The sequence below is a fragment of the Roseibium sp. Sym1 genome (genome assembly GCF_027359675.1).
In the GTDB taxonomy this organism is placed as follows: Bacteria; Pseudomonadota; Alphaproteobacteria; order Rhizobiales; family Stappiaceae; genus Roseibium.
In genome coordinates this window covers 420,688-446,262 of record NZ_CP114786.1, presented here as the reverse complement: position 1 = coordinate 446,262, position 25,575 = coordinate 420,688, and the positions used below count along the sequence as shown (strand labels likewise).

Below are 25,575 nucleotides of genomic sequence, written 5' to 3'. Positions count from 1 at the left end.
CTTGGAAGAAACGATCATTGTCCGAAACAGCGATTTTCCAGCTTTTGTTCACCTTGGTGTAAAGCGTTATAAGCTTGAGAAAAAGCGCTCTGTTTTTGATGTTGAACAGGAACTCCTGGGCAAACCTCTTCCGTTTTTTGCCACTTTCTTTTTGTCTCGAACGAAGCATGGCTTTGCCGGAACTTTAAACCTCGCAACGCTGGGGAAACACAACCGCAGACGTTGTTGCAATATTGCGCATTTTTGAAACTAAACACGAATTGGTTCCGAAGTCATTCAGACGATAGTTGAGGGGGCATGCGCGTTGGCAAACAGGTTGCAGCTGACTGATGCCAGTCAGCTTGAGCCTTCCTCCGGGATCACCACGCATTTCTTGTAGAGATGCCACGTCGTGTGGCCGAGGATCGGCAGGGTGACGATCAGGCCGAGGAAGGCAGGTGCCATCGAGACGATCAGGATGGCGGTGACGACAATCGCCCAGCCGATCATCGGCACCGGCGAGGTGACGACCGCGCGCACGCTGGTGATCATGGCGGTGATGAAGTCCCGGTCTTCTTCCAGCAGCAGCGGGAAGGAGATCACGGTCAGCGAGAACAGGATCAGCGACAGGATCGCGCCGACCACGTGGCCGACGGCCAGGAACATCAGCCCTTCCGGTGTCGACACCACCTCGGTCAGGAATTCGTCGAACGAGGCGAACGAACGGAAGCCGAGGAACAGGGCGAGCAGCAGGCGGACCTGATACATCCACATGATCTGGATGAACAGGACCACGAAGGCCATCCAGGAAAGCTCGCGGCCTTTCTGGGCCCACATGGTGCCGAGGATGGTCGACCAGGAAAGCTCCTCGCCGCTGGCAAGACGCCGGCTGACCTCGTAGAGGCCGACGGCGGCAAACGGCCCGAGCAGGACGAACCCGGCTGCGGCCGGGTAGGACAGGTAGCTCATCTTGAGCGCCGCTGCGCTCAGGATCACGAACAACCCGCCCGCGGCAAAGACCGCTCCGATGACGAGGCCGTAAATCGGTGCCCTCCGGAAATCGGCGAGACCTGCGGCCAGCGCATCGATGATGTCGTTGGCGGTGATCTTGTTGACCTTGGGCATGGGCTTCAGCCCGCCATTGGCCGGAGCCCCGGTGCCCTGAGGGGGCGATGTGTTGTCACTCATTCCGCAGCTTCCTCCCAAAAGCCCGTCTGCCTCCCGCAGACAGGCAATCTTAGGCATGGAAGGCAGCCGGGCTCAATCGGGAGAAGGGCTTATGTGGCAGGGCAGTCTTTCCCTGGATGCCATCCCCGCGAAAGCGCGGATGGTTTTCACTCCGCGGCGGGCTAGGTCCCCGAGGCGGTGGCGGCAGCGGCGGCTGCCGTGACGGCTTCCTTCTGCTTGTCGTCCAGATTGGCGCTCTCGGGAATGTTGACGCGGACTTCCTTGCGGGCGAACTGGATGCCGTTCTCGTCGAAGGCCTGCTGGACGCGCTTGTAGATTTCCTTGCGCACGCCGAACTGCTTGCCTGGCTTGGTGGTGAACTTGCCGCGCACCAGGATGCCGACATCGTCGACGCCGGTGACGCCCTGGCCCTTGAACGGCGCCAGGATGTCGTCCTTGAACTCGTCCATCTCCATGATTTCCTGGCCGATCTTCTTGAACAGCTTGCGGACCTTTTCGACATCCGTGTCGAAAGGCACCGTGAACTGGAGCTTCATGATCACCCAGTCGCGGCTGAGGTTGGTGAGTTTCGGGATCTCGCCATAGGGAACGATATGCACGGCACCGCGCGTGCCGCGCAGCTGCAGCGAGCGGATCGAGATTTTCTCGATGGTGCCCATCGTGCCGCCAGCATCGATGAATTCACCGAGCCGGAAGGCATCGTCCATCAGGAAGAAGACCCCGGAAACGACGTCACGCACCAGCGTTTGCGCCCCGAAGCCGACCGCCAGGCCGACGACACCGGCACCGGCGAGGAGCGGCGTGATGTTGACGCCGAGCTGACTGAGGGCGAGGAGCGCGGTCAGTACAAGGATGGTGATCTGCGCCACCACCCGGATCAGCGGCAGGATCGTCGCCAGGCGCGACTTGCCGGCGCCGCCCATCTCCGCGTCATCATCCTGCGATGCCGTCGGCGGGGAATCCTTGGCCAGTTGATGGGCCACCCACAGGTTGACGATCTCCCAGGCAAGATAGCCGGCGGCCAGGATCAGGAGGAAGACGACCGTGTGCCTCGCAACAGACGAGCCGTCATCGCCGCCGATGGCAAGGAGGTTCAGGCCGTAGATCCGTCCGACAGCCAGGATCAGGAAGGCGAGCAGGGTGACACGGGCAATGCGGACATAGCTGTGCCGTGTCTGCATGTGTGCGGCTTCGGCAACCGGCCCTTCGCCCTGCATCGGAGGCACGATATGCGAGACGATGCCGCGCACCATGGTGTCGAGAAACGGCGCGAACACCACCAGCGCGATCACGCCCAGCGACCGGCCCGCCGTCAGTGCCTCGATGCCCATGCTTGTGGTGACCTGCACCAGCAGCCAGTTGAACACGATGAAGGCCATGGAAAAATAGGGCCAGAACCTGGCCATGCGTTCGAGGCCGGAGGTCGGTTCCTCGTCGTCACCCAGGATGATGCTGGTCAGTCCGTGGCGCGCCTTCCAGATCACGGCAACGATCCAGGCATTGACGGCAAAGCCGATGAAAAAGCGGTAGGTTTCCGCGATGGCACTCTCGCCGGCCTCGATCATGATGTTGCGCAGGAAAAACACCACGCCGACAAAGGCGAACAGCGAGGTGAAGCTGTGATAGAGCGACCTGGCCGTTGTGTCGTCCGCCGTGACGAGGCGCAGCTCGCGCCGATGCGGAGCAAGTGCGAACCGGAGCAGCGCGGCGACGAGCCGCGGCAGGAACACGATCCAGTAGACTGCCTGGAAGGCGAAGGTCCGTGTCCCCGGATCGAAAATGGCGATACGGCCAACGGCGAAGGCGACGATGGCGAACACCACCAGGCCACCAAGGTCCATGGCCGCACGGTTGGACACCAGCTTGACCGTTTCAAACAGGCTGTCCGGCTTGCGTGCCTGGATGGACTCGCGCCTTTTGGCGAACAGCCGGTTCACCGCGAATTCCGCCGCGAAACCGGCCGCGAGGATCAGGGCCACGGCGCCGGCCAGAACATGGATGGGGCCTGCCACACTTCCGGAAAAGAGAGCGCCAAGGCTGGCAAAAAGACCCGTGAAAAGGGTTGGGAGTGCCAGAAAGTTCCCGCCGATCATGTCGCCGAATCGGCTCAGACCCGCCTGCGCCCGCTCCAGCAGCCCGGGTTCCTCCGCCGCCGGCACGCCGGAACCGTCTTTTGCGGCGGCGCCCTGCTGCAGCAGCGTCATCAGGTCGGTGAGGGCTTTGACCTGTCCCGGGTCGAGATCTGAGACCAGCTTTTCCATGGCGTCGGGCTGCAATTCCGGCGGAAGTTTCGACGCGGTTTCCTGGGCGAGGGCGGTCAGGGGAAACGACAGCGCATGGACGAGAAAAAGGGTGAGCGCACAGGCAGCTAGTCTTGTTTTCCAGGCACCGGTCATCGGCGAGCCCCCTCGTCTTCGTTGAACCTTCGAAACCAAGTTAGACACGCTGACCGTGCAATTTCCACTAAAATTACCCGGTCCCGCCGCGTCGCGGGGCCATTGCGGAAACTGCTGCATCCGGGCTCATCGTCAAACCTGTCCATGACTAGTGCATGTCAGAGCTTGATCCATTCCGCTTATGCGTCTACCTCCATGCAGGATCCATCAAACCGAGCGGGATTTATGAGCACCTCTCCTCCAAGCGCGAATATTTCCCCGGGCCCCCTGTGGGCCCTGTTAAGCCCGATCGGCCGCATCAGCCGCGAACCCTATTGGCTGTGCTTCATACTGATCTGGATCGTCTTTGGCATCGCGATCCGGATCTGGTGGTTGTCCTCCGTCGAGACACCGACTCCCGAATCCCTGATGGCCGGCGAATATCTCGGGACCAATCCGCTGTTCCCGGTTCTGTTCTTCGTGCTGCAATGGTTCGAACTGGCCCTGGTGATCAAGCGCTTGCAGGACATCGGCCAAAGCGGTTTTCTGGCGCTGCTGATTTTCGTGCCTGTCTTCAATCTGATCATGCTCATCTTCCTGGGTATCGTTCCGAGCAAGGCCGAAGCCAACCGGCACGGGCCGGTGCCGAACAGTTACTGGCGCAAGCGCTGAGCAAGCCCTGCCGCCGAGAATCCAATCAAGACAAGAGACTTCTCCATGCCCGCTTCCGCCGTATCCATCGCACAGGACCTGATCCGCTGTCCGTCGGTCACTCCGGCCGAGGGCGGCGCGCTCCAGGCTCTGGAAACCTTGCTGGACGGCGCCGGTTTCAAGGTCAGCCGTGTCACGTTCCGGGACACGGACACACCCGACGTCGAGAACCTCTTTGCCAGTATCGGCAGCGGTGCGCCTCATTTCGTCTTTGCCGGGCACACGGATGTCGTGCCCGCCGGCGCGGAGGGCGACTGGAGCCACGGCCCTTTTGACGGTGTGATTGCCGACGGCATGCTCTATGGACGCGGCGCCGTCGACATGAAGGGCGGGATTGCCGCCTTTGCGGCCGCGGCACTCGATTTCGTTCAGGAAAACGGACCGGATTTCGGTGGAACGATCTCCTTCCTGATCACCGGTGACGAGGAAGGTCCCGCCGTCAACGGCACGGTCAAGCTGCTCGACTGGGCCAGGGAGCAAGGCCAGGTATTCGACGCCTGCATTGTCGGCGAACCAACCAATCCGGAAATGCTTGGGGACGCCATCAAGGTGGGCCGGCGCGGCTCGCTGTCCGGCATCGTCAGCGTCCGGGGAGTGCAGGGACACGTTGCCTATCCGCATCTGGCCGACAATCCAGTACCCGGTCTCCTCCGGCTCCTGGCGGCGCTTGACGCCCTGAAGCTGGACGACGGCAACGACCGTTTTCAGCCGTCCAATCTGGAGATCGTTACCGTCGATACCGGCAACCCGGCGTTCAACGTCATCCCCGCGCGGACCGAGGCGCGTTTCAACATCCGCTACAACGACGAGTGGACGCTTGACAGCCTGAAGGCCAGGATCAGGCAGACGCTGGAAAGTGTCGATATCGGAAATCTTGAATTGGGTCTGGACTTCAAGCGCGATGCAAGTGAATCCTTCCTGACGAAGGACGAGGCTCTCATCAGCGCGCTCTCCGATGCGGTTGCAGCCGTAACCGGCCGCACCCCGGAGCTGTCCACCGGTGGCGGCACGTCCGATGCACGTTTTATTAAGAACTATTGTCCGGTAGTGGAATTCGGCCTTGTCGGGCAGACCATGCACAAGGTCGACGAATGTGTTGCAACCGCCGATCTCGATCGGCTCGCGGCGGTCTACAAAAGCTTCCTGGGCAGCTATTTTTCGGGAGCAGGTCGAATTTGATCAACATGGGCGAAATCCGCGCGGCACTGGACGGCTCCTGGCTGCTTTTGCGCAACCGGCCGGAGGGCATGGCGTTTTTCGATCAGTCGATCCAGGGGTTCTGGCGGTCTTTCCAGGTCATCTTTTTGCTGGTGCCCGCGTTCCTGGTCAGCGGTCTTGCCGAGAAAAGATTCTATTTCTCCGAGAACCTGTACCACCCGGATGCCTTTCCCAACGACGCCTTCTGGTTTGCCCAGACGGTCGGACTGGGAATCGACTGGCTGGCGCTGCCATTGCTGCTCGCGGTCGTGGCGGTACCCATCGGCATCTCGAACCGCTATGTCCCGTTCATTGTCGTGCGCAACTGGACCAGCCTGCTGGCATCGGTGCCGTATCTCATTACCTATCTTCTGTTCCTGCTCGGTGTCATCAGTGCGGGCATTGCGGTGCTGTTGTCGCTCACATGCCTGCTGGTCGTGATCTGGTACCGTTTTCTCGTCGCCCGGATCGCGCTGCAGGCCCCCATCGGTCTGTCGATCGGCGTTGTCGTCCTCGACGTGCTTCTGACCCTCGTGATTTCCCAGCTTGTCGGCCTGATGTGGGGGACATGAAAAACCCGCCCTCGTAAGGGCGGGTCCAAAAAGCTTTCGTCAGGTGCGGGCTGAAAACTCAGTCACGCAGCAATTCGTTGATGCCGGTCTTGGACCGGGTCTTTTCGTCGACGGTCTTCACGATCACCGCGCAATAGAGGTTCGGGGCCGGTTCGCCGTTGCCCATCTTGCTCGAAGTCGGCATGGATCCGGCGACGACCACGGAATAGGGCGGCACTTCGCCGTAGCTGATCTCGCCGGTCATGCGATTGACGATCCGGGTCGACTGGCCGATGAAGACGCCCATGCCGAGCACGGAGCCCTCGCGCACGATACAGCCCTCGACCACCTCGGAACGGGCGCCGATGAAACAATTGTCCTCGATGATCACGGGCCCCGCCTGCAGAGGCTCCAGGACGCCGCCGATGCCCACGCCGCCGGACAGGTGCACATTCTTGCCGATCTGCGCGCAGGAGCCGACGGTCGCCCATGTGTCGACCATCGTGCCTTCATCGACATAGGCGCCCAGGTTGACGAAGGACGGCATCAGCACGACACCCTTGCCGATGAAGGCGGAGCGGCGAACGGTGCAATTGGGAACGGCGCGGAAGCCCGCCCGTTCGAAATCCATGCCGCGCCAGCCTTCGAACTTCGAGGGAACCTTGTCCCACCAGGTGGCATCTCCCGGGCCGCCCTTGATGACGTCCATCGGGTTGAGACGGAAGGACAGCAGCACGGCTTTCTTGGCCCACTGGTTGACCGTCCAGTCGCCGCCGGTCTTTTCGGCAACGCGCAGCTCGCCCCGGTCCAGAAGGTTCAGGGTTTCCTCGACCGCATCCCGGACTTCACCGGTGGTGCTGGTGTCGATGGCGGCACGGTCTTCGAAAGCCGCATCGATGATCTTGGACAGGGAAGCGAGATCTTGGGTCATCTGGCAGGTGGTCTCCGAGCGTTGACTTTTCTGGCGCGGACCTAAGCCCCCCGATGCTGCGCTGTCAAGCGTGTCAGGCCCGGGGGGTGTCGCATAGCCGTCACCGCCTTGCCCTCCACGCGGGGGCATCGCGGCGGCTGCTCGTTTAAAAAGATGAGAAAAAATAAATAGTCGGATGTGATTTTGGCAGTTTTAAGTTGATCGTTGATCTGGAATCATGAGGCCAAATCAACAAAATGGAAAGAAGTGCAGTGGAGCTCTGGATCCCGATCACCATAGGCGCGGCGTTCTGCCAGAACTTGCGCACGGCCATGCAGAAACACCTGAAGGGCCAGCTGGGCACCACGGGGGCGACCTTTGTCCGCTTCGGTTACGGTGTTCCTTTCGCCATTGCCTATCTGGCGGTGCTGCATCTGGTCTTCGGCTATGCCTTGCCGAGACCGACACTGACATTGCTGGTGGCGGGTGCGCTGGGCGGTCTGGCGCAGATCCTGGCGACCTTCCTGCTGATTCACCTGTTTTCCTACCGCAACTTTGCGGTCGGAACCGCCTATTCCAAGACAGAACCGATCCAGGCAGCCCTGTTCGGCTTTCTGGTTCTGGGCGAGCAGATCACCCTGACCGCCGGCGTGTGCATCCTGATCGGCATTACCGGCGTGATCGTGATTTCACTGGCGCGGGTGCCTCTCACAGCCGCCGCCATCCGCAGCAGCCTGGTCGGCCGTCCCGCCCTGATCGGGCTGGCGTCGGCCGCCTTCTTCGGTGCTTCCGCCGTTGCCTACCGGACCGCGTCCCTGTCTCTGGAAGGGACGGGCGTACCGATGCAGGCGGCCTACGCCCTGGTTTTTGCGACCCTGTTTCAGACCATTGTCATGGCCGTTTGGATGGCGGCGCGCGAACCGGACCAGCTGCGTGCCAGCCTGACGGCCTGGCGGGCTGCCGTCTGGGTCGGCGCGTCCGGCGTGGCCGGCTCCATCGGCTGGTTCACGGCGATGACCCTGCAAAACGTGGCTTACGTGCGTGCGCTCGCCCAGGTCGAACTGGTGTTCACCTTCCTGGCCTCCTGGCTCGTGTTCAAGGAGGTGATCGTCAGGTCGGAAATCTTCGGCTGCATCCTGATCGTGGCAGCGGTGGTGGGGGTCGTGTTGCTCAGGTGAGGGGGCACGTGGCCGGCATGACGCCCAGGAAGGCAAAGTGACCTTTAGGCATTTGTTTCGTTTTTAATGATATTCTGAAACAAGATCCAAGACTCGGTCGTCATAATCGAGCGAAGTTGGAGAGTGCTCAACTTACGAAGGTGCGATGCCGAAGTCTTTTTTTTCACGATTGGACGCCAGCCTCATTCTGTCGCGGCCAAGCCTGATAGGTCTTGCCGCGGTCGCAATCGCATTCTCCGTGACGATTGTTGCCGGAATTTTCGCGGAAGTGCAGAACCGGTCGGTCCACATGCAGCGCGCCCGCGCGGATGTGGGCGAACAGCTTGGCCTGGTCCGGGCGAGGCTTGAAGGCAACATCAACAGCAACCTGCAGCTTGTCCGGGGACTGGTGGCCCTGATCGCCACCCAGCCGGACATCAGCCAGGACCAGTTTGGCCGCATTTCCCGTTCCCTGATCGGAAAGCACTCCCAGCTCCGAAATGTTGCCGGAGCGCCGGATCTTGTTGTCAGCCTGATGTATCCGATGGAAGGCAACGAAAAAGCCATCGGGCTCGATTACCGGAAAAACGAGCAGCAACGCGCAGCGGCGATGCGGGCGGTGGAGTCCGGCGAGATGATCCTGGCCGGACCCGTCAACCTGTTGCAGGGCGGTATCGGCTTCATCGGGCGATTTCCAGTCTTTACCGAGAATGACGACGGCACCCGGAGCCTGTGGGGCCTGGTGGCCGCCGTTGTCGATGCCGAGCGCCTTTACGCCGACAGCGGCCTGACCGATCCGGACCTGCCGATCGAAATAGCGATTTCGGGACGCGACGCAGACGTGTCGGACAAGAGCGTCTTTTTCGGTGACGGGCAGGTCCTGGACGAAAGTCCCGTCCTTTCGGAAATCGTCTTGCCGTCCGGGCGCTGGCAGATCGCGGCGATCCCGAAAGGCGGCTGGTCCGACATGCCCGAAAACACCTGGCAGGTCCGCTCGCTCATCGTGATCGGCGGTCTTCTGGTCATTCTGCCGATTTTCGTCGCGGGCCAGCTTTACGACCAGCGCCGCGGCCACATGCGCGAACTCAAGCGCCGCCAGAACCAGATGGAAGGTCTTTCGAAACGCCTGAAGCTTGCACTCGACACGTCGAAGATCGGCATCTGGGAACTCAATCTGGAAACCGGCGAATTGACCTGGGACGGGCGCATGCGCGAGCTCTACGACATCGAGGACGGCCGCGATACGTCGGACTACACCATCTGGTCCGAGTGCCTGCATCCGGATGATCGCGAGGCCGCGGAAAAGGAATACTGGGACGCGATCTCTGCCGGTGGCATGTATCATTCCGACTTCCGTGTGATCCTGAGGGACGGATCGACGCGCTGGATCAGGGCCATTGGTGCGGTTCATACCAACAATCGTGACCAGCGCTACATACTCGGCGTCAACTGGGATGTCTCCCGCGACATCCAGCTCAAGACGCGGCTGTTGAAGGCAAAGCAGAACGCCGAGGACAGGAACCGTGACCTGGAAGACGCGCGTGCGCTCATGGAGCATCATTCGCTGCACGACAGTCTCACCGGATTGCCGAACCGGCGTTTTCTGGATCAGCATCTCCTTGACGAACAATCGGTACGCAAGCCCACCGCATTGCTGCACATCGACCTGGACCGGTTCAAGCACATCAACGACACGCTCGGTCACGCGGCCGGCGACAGCATGCTGACGCACGCGGCGTCGGTCCTCAAGAAAAAGGCCCGCAGCACCGACTTCGTCGCCCGCATCGGCGGGGACGAATTCGTCATCGCCATTACCGAACCCACGAACGAGGAGGCGCTTGCGGCCCTGGCAGGCAGGATCATCAAGCAGATGCGTCAGCCGGTTCCCTTCGAGAACCATCAATGCCGGATCGGCGTGAGTATCGGCATTGCCATGGCCGACACCACGGTCAGCGATTACGGACGGCATCTGCTGATCGACGCCGACATCGCGCTTTACCGGGCCAAGAGCAACGGCCGCAACCGGTTCGAATTCTTCTCCGACACGCTGAAATCGGAAATCGTCCGCAACAAGAAGGTTGCCGACGACATTCTCTGTGGCCTGGAACGCCAGGAATTCCTGCCGTACTTCCAGCCCCAGTTCGATGCCCGAACCCTGCAGATCACCGGGGTGGAAGCGCTTGCCAGGTGGAATCATCCCGTCGAGGGCATCCTGACCCCGGACGTTTTCCTGAGGACCGCGGACGATCTCAACGTCGTGCCGCTGATCGACCGTGTCATCCTGGAGCAGACCCTGTGGCAATCCACGCGCTGGAAGGCCGCCGGGATCGAGATCCCCAAGATGTCGGTCAACGTGTCGGCCGGCCGGCTCAACGACGCGAACCTGATGGAGAGCCTCGATGGCCTGTCCTTTGAGCCGGGCACGCTGTCGTTCGAACTCCTGGAATCCATCTTCCTCGACGAAAAGAACGACCTCATCACCGCCAATTTCGAACGTCTGCGGGAGGTCGGAATTGACATCGAGATTGATGATTTCGGAACCGGCTACGCATCGATCGTCAGCCTCATTCACCTGCGCCCCTCGCGGTTGAAGATCGATCGGCAACTGATCCTGCCGATCACCCATTCGGAAGGCCAGCGCAGGCTGGTCGCCTCGATCATCGAAATCGGCCAGTCCCTCGGCATCAAGGTTGTCGCCGAAGGTGTCGAGACGATGGAGCATGCAAGGATCCTGGGCGATCTGGGCTGCGACGCGCTCCAGGGCTACGCCTTCGCTGCCCCGATGTCATCCGACAGGTTGATTGAATTCGTGCGCGCGGAAACGTGGCGCAAGGCGTCCTGAAACGCCTTGCGGCGGTGCGGGCGCGTCAGCCGGATCAGGCCGGCAGGCGGATGACGAAGAGTTTCCTGGTCGTTTCCAGGACTTCCCAGACCCCGGCAAAGCCCGGTTGCAGGACGAAACTGTCCCCCGGTCCGACCTCACGTGTTGCACCGTCCTTGCCGGTCAGGCGGGATCTGCCGGACAGGATCGAGCAGAACTCCCATTCGTCATAGGAAATGCGCCAGGAACCGGGCGTCGCCTCCCACACGCCGGTGAACAGCGTGTCGCTGTCCCGGGCTTCGACAAGCCAGGTCGTGAATTGAGGGTCTCCCGAAATGACCTTTTCCGGCGCTGGTGTTTCGCGTTCGGGAACAATGTCATCGAGGTCGAACGGAAGATAGGCGTGCATGTGGGGTCTCCGGCGTTGAACGGCAGTTCGACAGCGTAGAGCGGCTTGCGCGCTTTCCCAAGACAGGTAATACCAACCGCAATTAGGCTGTGAACCCATAAAAATTATGGGGCGATATGGCTTTAGCGAGGTGCCTGTTCGCTGAGTTCTCCGCCGGAATGTACCTGGAGAAACAGAGCGGCTTTCTTCGCGAGATCGGCCGATTCTGAACGGATTGCGAGCACAAGCGGCTCGTTGCCGTCGATAGGATCGACATCGACGCGCTCTTCACATTCCGGGCGGAGTGCAACGGTCAGTTCCGTCCAGCCACCGACGGGGGCTTCATCATCATTTCCATCTGAATCGAAGTCGCAGTCGTTACCCCAGAGGTGGTGTGCGACAGAGACGGATTGTGGCCGCTCACCTGGCGAGATCAGATAGTAATTGAACATGCCGCTCATTCTGTAGCGGAAGGCGCCGGACTGCAACTCCCCACCGCAAGTGGCCCCTTTCGTATCGCTCCGATTTCTGATTCAAGCTCACAATGAGCCGATATGACCTGACCGACTTCGAATGGCGCGTGATTGAGCCACTCCTGCCCAACAAGCCCCGAGGCGTGCCGCGCGTCGATGATCGACGCGTTCTAAACGGCATCTTCTGGGTACTGCGTTCCGGAACGCCATGGCGCGACTTGCCGGAGCGTTACGGTCCGCGCACCACCTGCTACAACCGCTTCGTTCGATGGCGAAAGGTTGGCGTCTGGGACCGGATGATGGATGCCATCACAGCCGCGCATGAAGGCGACATCCAGATGATCGATAGCACCTCCGTTCGCGCCCACCAGCAGGCCGCGACGGCAAAAAAGGGGGATCGAGATCATTGTCTCGGTCGTTCCCGAGGCGGCCTCACGACCAAAATCCACGCGGTTGTCGACGCGCAAGGCCTCCCAATCCGGCTGAGCCTTAACGCTGGACAAAGCCATGATGGGCAAGCCGCTTACGATCTACTTGACCATGTTGGTAGCGGAACAATCGTGCTCGCGGACAAGGCATACGATGCCGACCGTATCCGGGCGGCTCTCCGCGAAAAGGGCGCGTTCGCCAACATCCCTCCCAAGGCCAACCGGAGGTCGAAACCCTACTTCAGCACATGGCTCTACCGCGAGCGGAACCTGATCGAGCGCTTCTTCTCTAAGTTGAAGCACTTCCGCCGGGTCGCTACCCGCTACGATAAGCTGGCCGAGAACTTCCTCGCCATGGTCCAACTCGCCTCAATGCGGCTGTGGCTGCGCGTTTATGAGTCTACGACCTAATAGGAACCGATCTGATGTCGTTGTTCCGGTTTGCCGGCAAGGCGCGTTGCGCAGGACGACCTGGTTGGCCGTTCAAGCGGCGCAACGCCGTCCGGCGGGCCGGAACAGGCCTCCAAACGCGGTCAGATGGGTTCCTATTAAGTGCGGTTGGTATAACGACGTTGCCGGCAAATTCACCCTGTTCTTCCCGATGCCCCCGGGAGAACCCGATCCGATCGGCTGCATGGTGGATCGCGGCCTGTTGCAGCTGCTTGACTCCTGTTCGGATATGTTCGATATTTCTGTCATGACAGAAATTACCGACAAGAACGATCCTTCCGCGAAGGAGCAGTTCATCCTCTATTGGGGGGACATGGGCGGCCAGTGGGGCGTCAACCGTTCTGTGGCGCAGATCCATGCGCTGCTCTACCTCAGCCCAGATCCCCTCAACGCGGAGCAGATTTCGGAAGAGTTGGGAATTGCCCGCTCGAACGTCTCCAATTCCCTGAAGGAACTGGTTGGCTGGCGCCTCATCCAGAGAGTGCCGGTGGCGGGCGACAGGCGGGAACATTTTGTTGCGGAAACCGACGTCTGGGAAATGGCGTTGCTGATCGCAAAGGGCCGCAAGGAACGCGAGATCGATCCGGCAATCCGGGCGATTGACATGTGCGTCGGCCAGGCGGAAGCGGAGAAGAGCCTGCATCCGGTCACGCTCGCGCGGATGCGGGAGATGCAGGACTTCCTGGCAACGGCGGACCGTTGGTGGAACCAGATGTTCAGCGTACCGAAATCGAAACTCGCCACCCTGGTCAAGATGGGCGACAAGGTCATCGCGCTCCTCAAGATCGGCGGCAAGAAAACGGACTGACACCCGCTGCCATTCCGGTGTCGGGCCTGTCCGTGTTTTTTTGAACGGTCATTTCTCTTTATACAGAAATAACCGATAGAACAGGAAAGGGTGCAAGAATGCTGAGCGACTGCATTGCCCCGCCCAAGGCGGCTTCGGGGGACCGCCGTTTTCGCGACCTCCTGGGAGAGGCGGCCTGGTCTTCGTTGCCCGGGGCGGTGAAGCGCCGGTTCGGCAAACGCCTGAAGGGCGGCGCGAGCGTGGTTTACCAGGGCCGTGTCACCGACATGCGCTTGAACCCGGCCGGCTGGCTGCTTGCCCAGCTTGCGCGGACAATCGGCGCGCCCTTGCCCTATGACAGGACCTGCCTGCACCAGCCGGCCGTTGTCTCGGTGACCGAGGACATCGCCGGTGACGGCCAGTTCTGGCTGCGCCAATACGGCCGCGCGGCCGGGTTTCCCCAGGTCATCCATAGCTCCAAGAGATTTTCCGGTCCGACCGGCATCGAGGAATATATCGGCGCGGGTGTCGGCATTGCCTTGAGGGTCAACGCCGGGCGCGATGGTCTCACCTTCACGAGCGACCATTATTTTCTTCAGCTTTTGAATTGGCGGCTGCGGCTGCCGCGCTGGCTGCGGCCCGGCGCGCTGACCATCACCCATCGCGACCTCGGCAGCGCGCGCTTTCTGTTTTCCCTTTCCCTCAAGAGCCGCGTCCTGGGCGAACTGGTTCACCAGGACGCGATCTTTCACGACAGCGAGGACACGTATAATGGATAATCCTCTTCTCTGGAGCCTGATCTCCCTGCAGATCGTCATGGGCGCCTTCGATATGCTGGTACATCACGAAGGCAGCGAGCGCCTGGCCTGGCGCGCCTCCCAGAAAACGGAACTGCGCTTGCACGGCGTGCGCAACTTCTTCTACGCCCTGATCTTCCTCTGCTTCGGCTGGCTGGAGACCCATGGCGTCTTCGCGGTCGTTCTGGCCGTGATCCTGGCAGCCGAGGTGCTGATCACCCTGTGGGATTTCGTCGAGGAGGATCTGACACGCAAACTGCCCTGGACCGAGCGTATCAACCACACTCTGCTGGCGCTCAATTATGGTGCCATCCTGGCCCTGTTCGCCCCGACGCTCTGGGCGTGGGCCCTTCTGCCAAGCGCCTTGGTGCCTGTCAGTTACGGCTGGTTGAGCGTCCTGGCAACGGTCTCTTCGCTTGGTGTCGGTGTGTTCAGCGCCCGCGACCTGCTGGCCGCGGCGCGCAGCGACCGGCTCTCCCGGGGCGATCCCGCCGCATTGGTCGCGGACCTGCCGCCACGCCAGCATATCCTGGTCACCGGCGGCACCGGTTTCGTCGGCCGGAGGCTGGTCGAGGCGCTTGTCACGGCCGGCCATCAGGTGACGGTTCTGACCCGTGACGCGCGCAGGGCCGATGACCTGACACACCCGGTCCGGGTGATCACGAGACTGGATCAGGTCCACGGGCAGGACCGGGTCGATGCGATCGTGAACCTGGCGGGAGACCCGGTGGCGAACGGCCTGTGGACGCCGAAAAAGCGGGCGCGCATCCTCGCCAGCCGCGTCGACATGACCAACGCTGTACACGCCCTGGTGACGCGGCTGGAGCGCAAACCCCGCTGCCTGATCAACGGCTCGGCCGTTGGCTGGTACGGACTGCGCGGCGACGAGAAGCTGACGGAAGAGGCAGCCCCGAGCCCGGCTTTTGTCCACGATGTCTGTGACCGGTGGGAGCGGGCAGCCGGCAGTGTCGCAAAGGAGAAGCTGCGCGTGGTCTGCCTGCGCATCGGCCTGGTGCTCGGCGTCGAGGGCGGCATGCTGGCGAGGCTCCTGACACCGTTCGAATTCGGCGTTGGCGGCGTGATGGGGTCCGGCCGGCAATGGATGTCCTGGATCGAACGCGACGATCTGATCCGCGTCATCGTGCGGACCATGACCGACGCCAGCCTGGAAGGTCCGGTCAACGCGACTGCGCCGAACCCGGTGCGCAATGCGGACTTTACCCGGGCGCTCGCCGGAGCGCTGCACCGTCCGGCGGTCTTGCGGTTCCCGGAAGGGGTGCTGTCGAGGGTGCTTGGCGACATGGGCCGGGAAACGATGCTCGGTGGCCAGCGCGTCATGCCCCAAAAGCTGCTGTCGGCCGGCTTCGTGTTTCAGCATCCCGAGATCGGACCGATGCTGAAGGTGATCACCGGTGCAAAGTCGGGTGAACCCGAGCGGGTTCGCCGGGACAGGACCGCGACGGCCTGAAGCGGTGTCCGGCTGATGGCGGAAGCCCGCCGTCAGCCTGGTAATGCACCGGTCCGGTCAGGGATTGAGCACGATCACCTTGGTCTGGCCGCCATTGCAGGTGTAGCAGCAGCTTGAGCACCGGTTGCGGTTTTCGTAGCCGACGCCCCAATAGAGATTTGAACGATTGCGGACCCATGCGCCGTAGCAGATCTTTTCACCGCGCCGGCAGGAAATGTTGATGGTCTTCACCGAATAGTCGTCAAGCACATAGACCTCGCTGCTGTTCGGCCAGACATGCCCGCGGCGCGAGTCCGAATAGAGTTTCACACTGACGACATTTGGATGTTTGCTCTCGAAGCGCCAGAGCAAGGTGTCCGCCGAAGCGCTGCCTGTGGCCGCAAGACAATAAATCAACGAAAACATCAGAAAAACGGCGCCGAAAAGCCCCTTGCGCATATTACTTTCCCCCGAAAGCCCACCGATAACCTGCTGCGTGCCGCACAATACAGCGCTTGGCCGGCAACGTCACAACTATTGCCGATTGCTGAGGAAAAACAAGGCAAACAAAAGGGGAAGGCGAATACCAACCTCAAAAGATAGAAACCCATCTGATGGTTCTGATCCGGTTTGGCCGGCAAGGCGCGTTGCGCAGGACGGCCTGGTTGGCCGTTCAAGCAGCGCAACGCTGTCCGGCAAGCCGGAGCAGGCCACCGTAGGCCGTGTTTTGGGACTGTTCAGCTGCGTCGCAGGTTTTGAACGACAAACCATATCGCCCTGCAACCTGCTCCTTGCCGAACAGCCCCAAAACACGGTCCGATCGGTTCCTGTCTATTGAGGTTGGTATCAAGCCGCGGTCTGGAGCCAGTCGCGGAAGGCGGCAACAGGGCGCGTGAGCGTTCGCACCGGCGAGCGCACAAACCAGTACCCGGTGTCGAGTTCGACCACTTTCCAGTCCGGCATGATCAGATGCCCTGCCTCCAGCTCCTGGGAAACGAAGCGTCGGTCGATGACGATCGCACCCATGCCGGCAATGGCCGCCTGGATCGCCAGGTCCCGGCTCTGCAGCACGGTTCCGGACTTGGTGTCGGGGTGATCCAGACCGGCATCTTCGAGCCAGCGGACCCAGTCCCCGCGCCGCGAGGCGCTGTGCAGCAGGCGCAGGCCCCTCAGGGTTCCCGGTGCATTCGGATCCTTGTCCTTGAGCAGGGCGGGTGCGACAGCCACCGCGAGATGCTCTTTCCAGAGCAGGTGACTTTCCACGCTTGGCCAGTTGCCGGTGCCGAGGCGAATGGCGCAGTCGTAGTTCTCGCGGTCAAGGTCCACCATGCGGGTGGACGCCGACAGCAGCAGTTCGACATCCTGCTGGCTGGCCTGGAAATCCGGCAGGCGCGGGATCAGCCAGCGGGTGGCGAAGGTCGACACCGTGCTGATCCTGAGCTCCGTGCGCCCGCGCCGCCTGAAACTGTCGACGGCTTCCTCGATCCGGTCGAAGGCATCACCGAGACTGAGGGCCAGGCGCTGGCCTTCCTCGGTCAGTGTCAGGCCGCGCCCGTCGCGGTTGACCAGGGTTGCACCCAGCTCGCTTTCCAGCTTGCGCATGAGATGCGACAGCGCGGAGGGCGAGACGCCGAGCTTCTCGGCGGCCAGCGCTGCCCGGCCGTGGCGGGCAAGCAGGGAAAAAGCGTGAAGCGCGCGCAGGGACGCCATGGATCAGAAGTCCGCTTGTTGAGTTTTGCTCAATCTAGCGGAGTTCCAGCGCCGGGCCAACCTGTCTCGAACGAGGAGCCGTGCGGCCGGATCGGTGCTTCTGTTGCCGCAGTTCGGGCCTGATCCTTCGAGACAGCGCTGCGCGCTTCCTCAGGATGACGCCGAACGATTGGCTGGCTTTTGCCACGACAGCCTGGAACCTCGACCTGAGGCGGACTGAAGGTCCGTCTCAAAGGCCGGTCACGTGGTCCCGTTGTTAGCTGATCGCCCCGAGCACGGCTTTCAGAAACCCGGTCAGATCCTCGGTCACGAAGTCGACATGCGGATAGGGCTCGCCCTCCAGATCCCAGCTTTCCTCGAAGACGTGGCGGGACCCGGCCGGAATGATCAATGTGGTGCACATGCCGAGCGCATGGGGGACGCGCAGGTTCTTGGCAAGGTCCTCGAACATGGCGGCGCGGGCCGGGCTGATGCCGGTCCGGCCGACAAACTTGTCATAGGTTTCCCGGTTCGGCTTGGGCACGAGATCCGCCGACACGATGTCGAAGATATCCTCGAAATGGTCGGAGATTCCGAGCGCGGTCGCCGTGCGTTCCGCGTGCGGCCGGTCGCCATTGGTGAAGATAAACTTCTTGCCAGGCAGCGCGGCAATGGCCCTTCCCAGTTCCGGATTGGGATCGAGCACCGAATAGTCGATGTCATGCACGAATTGCAGATAGTCGTCCGGATCGATCTTGTGGCGGGTCATCAGGCCGCGCAGCGTCGTGCCGTATTCGTGATAGAGTTCCTTCTGATGGCTCATCGCCTCGTCATGGCCGAGGTCGAGAAGCTTCTGCACGTAGCGCGCGATCTGTTCGTTGATCTGGGAGAACAGGTCGGCTTCATGCGGGTAAAGCGTGTTGTCGAGGTCGAACACCCAGGCTTCAACGCCCTTGAACAGGCGCAGGTCACGCTTGTGGGCATGGGCCCCTTCGCGGGGCAGGGAAGGGTTTCCGGTCACGGGCGTATCAAGGTCCCCGCGCCACCATCGGTGAACAGCTCAAGCAGAACCGCGTGCGACACCTTGCCATTGAGAATGACGACGCCTTCGACGCCGCGGTCCAGCGCCTCGATGCAGGTCTCCACCTTCGGGATCATGCCACCGGAAATCGTGCCGTCCGCAATCAGTTCACGCGCCTTGGCGACGGTGAGCTGCTTGATCAGCTTGCCGTCCTTGTCGAGTACGCCGGGCACATCGGTGAGGAACAGCAGGCGCGTCGCATTGAGCGCGCCCGCGATGGCACCGGCCGCGGTGTCCGCGTTGATGTTGTAGGTCTCGCCGTCGTCGCCGGGTGCGACCGGAGCGATCACCGGGATGATGTCTTCCTTCAGAACCAGGCTGAGCACCGTCGGGTTGACCTTTGCCGGCTCGCCGACGAAACCCAGATCGACAACGCTCTCGATATTGCTGTCCGGGTCGACCACGGTGCGTTGCAGCTTGCGGGCCGTCACAAGGTTGCCGTCCTTGCCGCATAGTCCGACCGCGCGGCCGCCCTCTGCGTTGATCAGCTGGACGATTTCCTTGTTGATCGAGCCGGCCAGAACCATCTCGACAACCTCGACGGTTGCCCTGTCGGTGACCCTGAGGCCGCCCTTGAACTCGCTGACAATGTTGAGTCGCTCCAGCATCTTGCCGATCTGGGGGCCGCCACCGTGAACGACCACCGGGTTGACACCGGACTGGCGCAGCAACGTGATGTCGCGCGCAAAGGCCTGGCCCAGTTCCGGATCGCCCATGGCATGGCCGCCATATTTTACGACGACGGTCTTGTTGTCATAGCGCTGCATGTAGGGCAGGGCATGAGCGATGATTTCGGCGCGGCTGGACGTTTCGGGTGTGGTCATGGACTGGTCAAAACTCGAACTGATTGCATTCGTTACGCGAAAGGACCCCTGCTATAGCCGGTTTGCCGGGCCTTCACAATCGGCAGTGGGGTCCGGTCACTGGCTGGCCAGGAGGCAGAGCTCCGCCTTGAGTTCGTCCACGCCCCGGTTCTTTTCCGAGGAGGTGGCCAGAACGATCGGATGCGCCGCCACGCGCTTGGCCAACAGGGCCTGCGTGTCCGCGATCAGCCGCGTGAGAGCGGGCGGCTTGATCTTGTCGGCCTTGGTCAGCACCACCTGGTAGACGACGGCCGCCTTGTCGAGCAGCTCCATCGCTTCCAGGTCGTTTTTCTTGATGCCGTGCCGGCTGTCGATCAGGAGGATCACCCGGCGCAGGTTGGGCCGTCCGCGCAGGTAGGAAAACACCAGCTTCGTCCATGCCTCGACCAGTTCCTTCGGCGCTTGCGCATAGCCGTAGCCGGGCATGTCGACGATGGTCAGAGGCGTCTCCGGTGCCACGAAGAAATTCAGCATCTGCGTGCGGCCGGGTGTGGACGAGGTTCGCGCCAGTCCCTTGCGCCCGGTCAGCGCGTTGATCAGGCTGGACTTGCCGACATTGGACCGGCCGGCAAAGGCGATCTCGGTACCGGCCGCCTCCGGCAGGTTGGCCATGTCGGTGACGCTGGTCAGGAAGTCCCACGGCCGGGCGAACAACAGCCGCCCGGCTTCGAGGTCTTCCTGGGTATAGGTTTGATCTTCACTCATGCGCGCCTTCTACCCCGCCTTGCCCGCGGCGTCGAGCGGGATGTCTTGCGCGGCCGCCGCTTCCAGCGCGGCGAGGTCCGCGCCCCGGATGGCATCGAGGTGTCGGGCGATCCGCTCCACCGGCCAGTCCCACCAGGCAATCTCCAGGAGGCGTTCGATGATCCGCTCCGGAAAACGCAGTTTGACCACGCGTCCCGGATTGCCGACCACCACCGCGTAGGGCGGCACATCCGAGGCGACGACCGCATGCGCGCCGATAATGGCCCCCGAACAGATGGTCACGCCCGGCATGACAGTGGCGTTGGTGCCGAACCAGACATCGTTTTCCACCAGCGTGTCGCCCTTCAGGTGATCGAAGATCGTCGCCGGGTCGAAGCCCTGTTCCCAGCCGTCCTGAAAGATGTTGAACGGATAGGTGGAGAACCCGGTCATGGCGTGGTTGGCGCCGCTCATGATGAAGGTGGTGCCTTGCGCCAGGGCACAGAACCGGCCGATTGTCAGCCGGTCGCCGACAAAGTCGAAGTGATAGCGCACATTGCGGTTCTCGAAATCCGCGGCGTGGGCTTCGTCGTTGTAATAGGTGTAGTCGCCGATCTCGATGGTCGGACGGGTGACGACGTTTTTCAGGAAAACCGTGTGCGGTTCGCCGTTGAAGGGATGAAGTGCGTCGGGTGAGGGGCCGTGCATGGGACCTCCTTAAAGCCGGAAAACAAGGGAAGACGGAAAACGCGTTGGCACGCGGTTGACCTGCCGGTGAGCGGCTTCGCCTTGCGGAACAGGTCTCGGCTTATCGGATCATTGGTCCAGGCACTCCTTCAAAGTGGGTATCGGCCCCCATCAGGGGGGGGCAGCGGAGCCGGAATGAAGCACGGCCGGCGGCGCCGCGTCAAGGGGCCCGAAAAGACCTGTCCCGGTCTTTCGCTGTGCCTGCCGTCACAGGTGTGAAGGCGCAGGTGTCCCTACGTTAGGTGCGTGGGACAGGTCTTCTGTCGATATTCAAGGTGGAGTGACGGCAATGCTTGAATGGCGTGAATTCAAGAGGGAAATAGACGCACTGTTGACGATCTACCGCCAGGACAATGCCTGGGTCGGACAATGGAAGGGCACTTCCTGGAAACAAGAATACTACATGCACCATTATATCCGCGCGGCTTATCTCCTTTACCGGGCGACGGCCCGGAACGAGCTGAGATATGTTCTGCTCGGGGGGACGGGCATACGCAAGTCCCGCGAGTATATCCTGCATTTCGGCGTGACCGCGGCCAACGGCATACAGGACGCCGAGACAGTGGAGGGGGTCGGTCATGCCGACCGGTTCCGCGCGGCGGAAGCCGGGCTGCCGCGTGCGCAGGCCGCCGTCAATCCGGACGACCGGGTCATCCCGGCGCAGGGTTTCGGCAGCATTCTCAGCGAACAGCGCTGGACACCGATCCTCAACGACGCGCTGATCATCGGTTCCGCAACCGCCCGGCATGAATTCATGCTCGCCTTCGAACCCCATGAACTCGGGATCCTCAGGGAATGCCAGTTTTCCATTCAGGACCAGTTGCGCAAACGGACTCCGAATCCGACTCAAGATGACGCCTACTGGCCGATGGTCTGGAACAGGTTCTTCAGGTTCAACAAGAACATGTTCTGGGATGCCAGGTGGAACATTCCGCGTGTTCTGGCCCGTGAACTGATCGGCCTGGCGCGGTTCGGCTACCAGGTCAGACTGACACCCCTGGGCGTTGGCTTCAGACCGCCTGTCAACGAGATGCCGGATCCGACTTTTGCAGCCTATGTCCGGGGCTTGCGAAACATCCGCTTTCACGAGCCGGGAGGGCGTGCACGGATCATGGAGGAGCTGTCGACATTCCTCCTGGGTGATTCCCATGCCCTGTGTTTTCGCGAAGACGAGCACCTGCTGGCCGGGCGGCCGAATGTGGGGCATCCCACGCAGTTCATGTGACAAACAAAAGGCCCCGCCATCCGGCGGGGCCTTTGTCATTGAGCGCGGTTGCCGCGTCAGCTCTTGTCTTCGGGCGCCGGTTTCTTGCGCTTGAACAGGGCTCCCAGGTTGTCCCAGAGCTCCACCTTGGCACCCTGGCGGCGCATGATGACATATTGCTGGGTCACCGAAAGGGTGTTGTTCCAGGCCCAGTAGATCACCAGACCGGCCGGGAAGGAGGCCAGCATGAAGGTGAACACGACGGGCATCCAGGTGAAGATCATCTGCTGGGTCGGGTCGGGCGGAGCGGGGTTCATCTTCATCTGGATGAACATGGTGATCCCCATGATCAGGGGCCACACGCCCAGCATCAGCATCTGCGGCGGGTCCCAGGGGATCAGGCCGAACAGGTTGAACAGGGTCGTCGGATCCGGAGCAGACAGGTCCTGGATCCAGCCGAAGAACGGCGCGTGGCGCATTTCGATGGTGACGTACAGCACCTTGTAGAGCGAGAAGAACACCGGGATCTGGATCAGGATCGGCAGACAGCCGGCCAGCGGGTTGATCTTCTCCTTCTTGTAGAGTTCCATCAGCGCCTGTTGCTGCTTCTGCTTGTCGTCGCCGTATTTCTCGCGGATCTCCGTCATCTGGGGCTGCACGAGCTTCATCTTGCTCATGGAGACGTAGGACTTGTTGGCGAGCGGGAAGAAGATCAGCTTGACGATCACCGTCACGACCAGGATCGCGACGCCGAAATTGCCAATGAGGTGGAAGAAATAGTCGATCGTGAAGAACATCGGCTTGGTCAGGAAATAGAACCAGCCCCAGTCGATCAGCAGCTCGAAACGCTGGATACCGAGCGCTTCCTCGTAGCCATCCAGCAGCTTGGTTTCCTTGGCGCCGGCAAACAGATACGAACTTGTCTCGCCGGTCGACCCGGCGGCAACATTGACCGCATTGCCGAGATAATCCGCCTGGAAGTTTCCGGAAGTGGTGGAATGGCTGAAACTCGGCTGGAATTCCTCGCCCGGTGTCGGGATCAGGGTCGCGGCCCAGTACTTGTCGGTGATACCGAGCCAACCCTGGTCGACCTGGGCCGGACGGATGGTGCCTTCCTCTTCCAGATCCGAATAGTCGATTTCCTGCAGGCCTTCCTCGCCAAACACGCCGAGCAGACCTTCATGGAGAATGTAGATGCTGCTGGTTTCCGGCGTGCCGTTGCGGGCGATCAGGCCATAGGGATATAGCGTGACGTCATCGGAGCCCGTGTTCTCGACCGATTGCGCCACGGTGAACATGTAGTTCTCGTCCACCGAGTAGGTGCGCTTGAAGGTCAGGCCCGCGCCGTTGTCCCAGGTCAGGGTCAGCGGTGTGTCCTGTGTCAGTGTTGCTTCGCCTTCGATGGACCAGACGGTGTCCGGTGCCGGAAGCGCGATGTCGGAACCCGGATCGGCGACCCAGCCGTAATCGGTGTAGTACGGCTTCGGGCTGCCCGAGGGCGAAAACAGCACGATGGTCGGGCTGCTCTTGTCGACGGTCTCGTGATAATTCTTCAGGCGCAGGTCGTCGAGCCGACCGCCTTTCAGATTGACCGAGCCTTCGAGGCTGGGCGTATCGATGGTGACACGGGCGCTTGCGGCGAGTGCCTGCTCGCGGGTGGCAAAGGACCCCTGCTGCCCGGCAACGGGCGCTGCGGCATCGCTTCCCTGCGCGGTGCTCGGCTTTGGCGCGTCCGGGTTGGCACTGTCGCCGGCGGCCTTTTGCGCGGCCTCCTGCTGGGCAAGAAGTTCGGCCTGCTGGCGTTCCAGCTGGGGACTGGCAACAAAATACTGCCAGCCGAGCAGAACAATCAGGGACAGAACGATTGCGAGAATCGTGTTGCGGTTTTCAGAAATCAACTGGAGTTACCCCTGTTTCCTGCGCTGTGTCGTTTCAGCCTGCCGGGCCGGCCGGCGCGGTTTCCCCCGCCCGCGCGGCGTACGCGGATCCAGCACCTGGTGTAGGCCAGACTTAAGGTCTTCAACAAGCTTTTGAAAGGGAAGAGTGAGTGCACTGTCGCGTGCGACCAGGACAAAATCGGCCTGAGCCGGGATATCGTCCGGTGGAAGCGCGGCCACAGCCGATCGCAGCCGCCGCTTGATGCGGCTGCGCATGACCGAATTGCCGGTCTTCTTGGTAACCGTGTAGCCAACCCGCGACGCGTCGCCGCTGTCGCGTTTCAGTCCCTGAACGACAAAAGCGCGCCGGCCCAGCCGGCCGCCTTTGGCGACCGCCAGGAATTCGGAGCGCTTTTTCAAAGTGTCCATGGCGGCGGATTGGTGTTGGCAGACGCCGCCAACCCGGCGCACTGCGGGCTGGTCGCCGATCAGGCGCTGAGGCTCTTGCGGCCCTTTGCACGGCGGCGAGCAAGCACCTGACGGCCATTCTTGGTGGCCATACGTGCGCGGAAGCCGTGGCGGCGCTTGCGGACAAGACGGCTCGGTTGATACGTACGCTTCATTGTTCTTCCCCGCGCGGCTTAAACGCGGCCCTTGTTCATTTTTCAAATTCTTTGGAGGAAGCACTCGAAGCGCTTCAAAGAGCGCGGCTCCTTCAGCCTTGGGTCCGAATGCGTGTCCCGATCGGCGCGCTTATAAGCGCCATGCTGCGCCAAGTCAACTTTATGGGACCAAGATTCTGCGTTTTCCTTCCGATCACGCGCAGGTGAACCGCAAACCCTCAAGCGTCACTTATCAGTGAAGCACGGTTCTTTTTACAAGGTTTAAGGTACATCTGGCTATCACAAGGAGATGCGGGCGCAGAACCGACGCACTTTGGGAGCTGATGGAAACGCCGATGCTGGGTGAAGAGGCCAAGACGATGATGCCGGAAGACAGGGACGCCGCTGACGGCAAGGTGCAGCCGCGCTCCAGGTACGCGGCCATTCGCAAATGGCTTCCGCTGGCTGTTCTGGCGGCACTGATGGTGCTGGCGTTTTCGCAGGGACTGCACAGGGAACTGACCCTGTCCAACCTGATCATGCAGCGCCAGGATCTGGCCGGATTTGTCGAACAGAACCTGTTGCTGTCGATCGGCGTCTATTTCCTGGTCTACGCGGTCGCGGTCGCACTGTCCTTTCCGGGGGCATCGCTGCTGACCATCGCGGGCGGCTTCCTGTTTGGCTGGGTGATCGGCGGCTTCGCCACGATCTTCGGTGCGACCCTCGGCGCCTGTGCCGTTTTCCTGGTGGCCCGCTCCTCCTTCGGGGAGCTCCTGACCCACCGTGCGGGCCCGTTTCTCTCAAGGCTTGCGGCAGGGTTTCGCGAGGACGCCTTTCACTATCTTCTGTTCTTGCGCCTGACCCCGGTCTTTCCGTTCTGGCTGGTGAACATCGCGCCGGCCATTTTCAAGATGCCGCTGCCGTCCTACGCACTGGCCACCTTTGTCGGCATCGTTCCGGGCACGTTCGCCTTCACCTTCATCGGATCCGGGCTCGACAGCGTCATCGCCGCCCAGGAGGCCGCCAGCCCCGGTTGCGCGGCTGCCGGGAGCTGCCATGTCGATGTCTCGGCGCTGGTCACGCCCCAGCTGCTGGTGGCGTTTTTCGCGCTCGGCATTGTCAGCCTCATTCCCGTCGTGCTGAAAAAACTGCGTGCCCGCAAGTCCTGA

26 protein-coding genes are annotated in these 25,575 nt (G+C 61.7%); 12 read left to right on the top strand and 14 right to left on the bottom strand.

All coding sequences use genetic code 11. From position 1 onward, the window contains the following. Position 1 precedes the first annotated feature (1 nt). Positions 2 to 247 carry a hypothetical protein gene (locus O6760_RS02025; RefSeq protein ID WP_269583819.1) on the top strand — a complete coding sequence of 82 codons (246 nt, stop codon included), beginning with the start codon at positions 2 to 4 and terminating at the stop codon, positions 245 to 247. Between the two features lie 89 nt (positions 248 to 336). Here O6760_RS02025 and O6760_RS02020 read toward each other — a convergent pair whose 3' ends face one another. Continuing rightward, positions 337 to 1,104 carry a DUF2189 domain-containing protein gene (locus O6760_RS02020; protein WP_442969910.1) on the bottom strand — a complete coding sequence of 256 codons (768 nt, stop codon included), beginning with the start codon at positions 1,102 to 1,104 and terminating at the stop codon, positions 337 to 339. Positions 1,105 to 1,328: 224 nt separating this feature from the next. Further along, the gene (locus tag O6760_RS02015) at positions 1,329 to 3,563 is read right to left on the bottom strand and encodes a mechanosensitive ion channel family protein (protein ID WP_269583817.1); all 2,235 of its coding nucleotides are present in this window, start codon (positions 3,561 to 3,563) and stop codon (positions 1,329 to 1,331) included. Positions 3,564 to 3,788: 225 nt separating this feature from the next. Here O6760_RS02015 and O6760_RS02010 point away from each other — a divergent pair, with 225 nt between their 5' ends. Genes O6760_RS02010 through O6760_RS02000 form a run of 3 tightly spaced genes read left to right on the top strand, consistent with a single transcriptional unit; the run spans position 3,789 to position 6,022 of the window. Next, the gene (locus tag O6760_RS02010) at positions 3,789 to 4,214 is read left to right on the top strand and encodes a DUF805 domain-containing protein (protein WP_269583816.1); all 426 of its coding nucleotides are present in this window, start codon (positions 3,789 to 3,791) and stop codon (positions 4,212 to 4,214) included. A 45-nt stretch (positions 4,215 to 4,259) separates the two neighbouring features. Next, positions 4,260 to 5,432 carry a succinyl-diaminopimelate desuccinylase gene (dapE, locus tag O6760_RS02005; protein WP_269583815.1) on the top strand — a complete coding sequence of 391 codons (1,173 nt, stop codon included), beginning with the start codon at positions 4,260 to 4,262 and terminating at the stop codon, positions 5,430 to 5,432. 5 nt (positions 5,433 to 5,437) lie between these two features. Further along, positions 5,438 to 6,022, top strand: a complete 585-nt coding sequence (locus O6760_RS02000) for a hypothetical protein (RefSeq protein WP_269586201.1) — start codon at positions 5,438 to 5,440, stop codon at positions 6,020 to 6,022. A 58-nt stretch (positions 6,023 to 6,080) separates the two neighbouring features. Here O6760_RS02000 and dapD read toward each other — a convergent pair whose 3' ends face one another. Then, complete coding sequence (gene dapD, locus O6760_RS01995; protein ID WP_269583814.1) at positions 6,081 to 6,932, bottom strand: 2,3,4,5-tetrahydropyridine-2,6-dicarboxylate N-succinyltransferase; 852 nt, start codon at positions 6,930 to 6,932, stop codon at positions 6,081 to 6,083. 251 nt (positions 6,933 to 7,183) lie between these two features. Here dapD and O6760_RS01990 point away from each other — a divergent pair, with 251 nt between their 5' ends. Beyond that, positions 7,184 to 8,089, top strand: a complete 906-nt coding sequence (locus tag O6760_RS01990; RefSeq protein WP_269586200.1) for an EamA family transporter — start codon at positions 7,184 to 7,186, stop codon at positions 8,087 to 8,089. A 145-nt stretch (positions 8,090 to 8,234) separates the two neighbouring features. Then, entirely contained in the window at positions 8,235 to 10,910 is a 2,676-nt protein-coding gene (locus O6760_RS01985; RefSeq protein ID WP_269583813.1) for a bifunctional diguanylate cyclase/phosphodiesterase, read from the top strand. 34 nt (positions 10,911 to 10,944) lie between these two features. Here O6760_RS01985 and O6760_RS01980 read toward each other — a convergent pair whose 3' ends face one another. Further along, positions 10,945 to 11,298 carry a cupin domain-containing protein gene (locus O6760_RS01980; RefSeq protein ID WP_269583812.1) on the bottom strand — a complete coding sequence of 118 codons (354 nt, stop codon included), beginning with the start codon at positions 11,296 to 11,298 and terminating at the stop codon, positions 10,945 to 10,947. A gap of 122 nt (positions 11,299 to 11,420) precedes the next feature. Next, entirely contained in the window at positions 11,421 to 11,729 is a 309-nt protein-coding gene (locus O6760_RS01975) for a hypothetical protein (protein ID WP_269583811.1), read from the bottom strand. 92 nt (positions 11,730 to 11,821) lie between these two features. Here O6760_RS01975 and O6760_RS01970 point away from each other — a divergent pair, with 92 nt between their 5' ends. The 4 genes from O6760_RS01970 (at position 11,822) to O6760_RS01955 (ending at position 15,680) form a co-directional block, all read left to right on the top strand. Continuing rightward, positions 11,822 to 12,589, top strand: coding sequence for an IS5 family transposase (locus tag O6760_RS01970; RefSeq protein WP_269583810.1), 768 nt, complete (start codon positions 11,822 to 11,824; stop codon positions 12,587 to 12,589). A 286-nt stretch (positions 12,590 to 12,875) separates the two neighbouring features. Then, a complete protein-coding gene (locus tag O6760_RS01965) occupies positions 12,876 to 13,436 on the top strand; it encodes a GbsR/MarR family transcriptional regulator (protein WP_269583809.1) in 561 nt (186 codons plus the stop codon). A 98-nt stretch (positions 13,437 to 13,534) separates the two neighbouring features. Continuing rightward, positions 13,535 to 14,194 (top strand): DUF4166 domain-containing protein, encoded by a 660-nt coding sequence (locus tag O6760_RS01960; protein ID WP_269583808.1) that lies wholly within the window; start codon positions 13,535 to 13,537, stop codon positions 14,192 to 14,194. Next, positions 14,187 to 15,680, top strand: a complete 1,494-nt coding sequence (locus O6760_RS01955; RefSeq protein ID WP_269583807.1) for a TIGR01777 family oxidoreductase — start codon at positions 14,187 to 14,189, stop codon at positions 15,678 to 15,680. Before O6760_RS01960 ends, O6760_RS01955 begins: the two co-directional genes overlap by 8 nt. Positions 15,681 to 15,737: 57 nt before the next feature. Here O6760_RS01955 and O6760_RS01950 read toward each other — a convergent pair whose 3' ends face one another. The 6 genes from O6760_RS01950 to O6760_RS01925 all read right to left on the bottom strand — a co-directional run bounded on the left by O6760_RS01950 (position 15,738) and on the right by O6760_RS01925 (position 20,684). Next, positions 15,738 to 16,118 carry a hypothetical protein gene (locus O6760_RS01950; RefSeq protein WP_269583806.1) on the bottom strand — a complete coding sequence of 127 codons (381 nt, stop codon included), beginning with the start codon at positions 16,116 to 16,118 and terminating at the stop codon, positions 15,738 to 15,740. Positions 16,119 to 16,505: 387 nt separating this feature from the next. Then, positions 16,506 to 17,369, bottom strand: a complete 864-nt coding sequence (locus O6760_RS01945; protein WP_269583805.1) for a LysR substrate-binding domain-containing protein — start codon at positions 17,367 to 17,369, stop codon at positions 16,506 to 16,508. 256 nt (positions 17,370 to 17,625) lie between these two features. After that, entirely contained in the window at positions 17,626 to 18,369 is a 744-nt protein-coding gene (locus O6760_RS01940; protein ID WP_269583804.1) for a pyrimidine 5'-nucleotidase, read from the bottom strand. Next, entirely contained in the window at positions 18,366 to 19,253 is an 888-nt protein-coding gene (argB, locus tag O6760_RS01935; RefSeq protein ID WP_269583803.1) for an acetylglutamate kinase, read from the bottom strand. The genes O6760_RS01940 and argB overlap by 4 nt, the downstream gene beginning before the upstream one ends. A gap of 96 nt (positions 19,254 to 19,349) precedes the next feature. Next, the gene (gene yihA, locus O6760_RS01930; RefSeq protein WP_269583802.1) at positions 19,350 to 19,997 is read right to left on the bottom strand and encodes a ribosome biogenesis GTP-binding protein YihA/YsxC; all 648 of its coding nucleotides are present in this window, start codon (positions 19,995 to 19,997) and stop codon (positions 19,350 to 19,352) included. A 9-nt stretch (positions 19,998 to 20,006) separates the two neighbouring features. After that, on the bottom strand, positions 20,007 to 20,684 hold the full coding sequence (locus tag O6760_RS01925) for a CatB-related O-acetyltransferase (RefSeq protein WP_269583801.1): 678 nt from the start codon (positions 20,682 to 20,684) through the stop codon (positions 20,007 to 20,009). 328 nt (positions 20,685 to 21,012) lie between these two features. Here O6760_RS01925 and O6760_RS01920 point away from each other — a divergent pair, with 328 nt between their 5' ends. Further along, positions 21,013 to 21,948: a hypothetical protein gene (locus O6760_RS01920; RefSeq protein WP_269583800.1), complete on the top strand. Its 936-nt coding sequence runs from the start codon at positions 21,013 to 21,015 to the stop codon at positions 21,946 to 21,948. Between the two features lie 56 nt (positions 21,949 to 22,004). On the opposite strand, the gene yidC is transcribed toward O6760_RS01920, so the two are convergent. Genes yidC through rpmH form a run of 3 tightly spaced genes read right to left on the bottom strand, consistent with a single transcriptional unit; the run spans position 22,005 to position 24,427 of the window. Further along, the gene (gene yidC / locus O6760_RS01915; RefSeq protein ID WP_269583799.1) at positions 22,005 to 23,825 is read right to left on the bottom strand and encodes a membrane protein insertase YidC; all 1,821 of its coding nucleotides are present in this window, start codon (positions 23,823 to 23,825) and stop codon (positions 22,005 to 22,007) included. Between the two features lie 6 nt (positions 23,826 to 23,831). Next, on the bottom strand, positions 23,832 to 24,233 hold the full coding sequence (gene rnpA / locus O6760_RS01910; RefSeq protein ID WP_269583798.1) for a ribonuclease P protein component: 402 nt from the start codon (positions 24,231 to 24,233) through the stop codon (positions 23,832 to 23,834). Positions 24,234 to 24,292: 59 nt separating this feature from the next. Continuing rightward, positions 24,293 to 24,427, bottom strand: coding sequence for a 50S ribosomal protein L34 (gene rpmH, locus O6760_RS01905; RefSeq protein WP_006934271.1), 135 nt, complete (start codon positions 24,425 to 24,427; stop codon positions 24,293 to 24,295). Between the two features lie 323 nt (positions 24,428 to 24,750). Between rpmH and O6760_RS01900 the strand changes: the two genes are divergently transcribed. Continuing rightward, on the top strand, positions 24,751 to 25,575 hold the full coding sequence (locus O6760_RS01900) for a TVP38/TMEM64 family protein (RefSeq protein ID WP_269583797.1): 825 nt from the start codon (positions 24,751 to 24,753) through the stop codon (positions 25,573 to 25,575).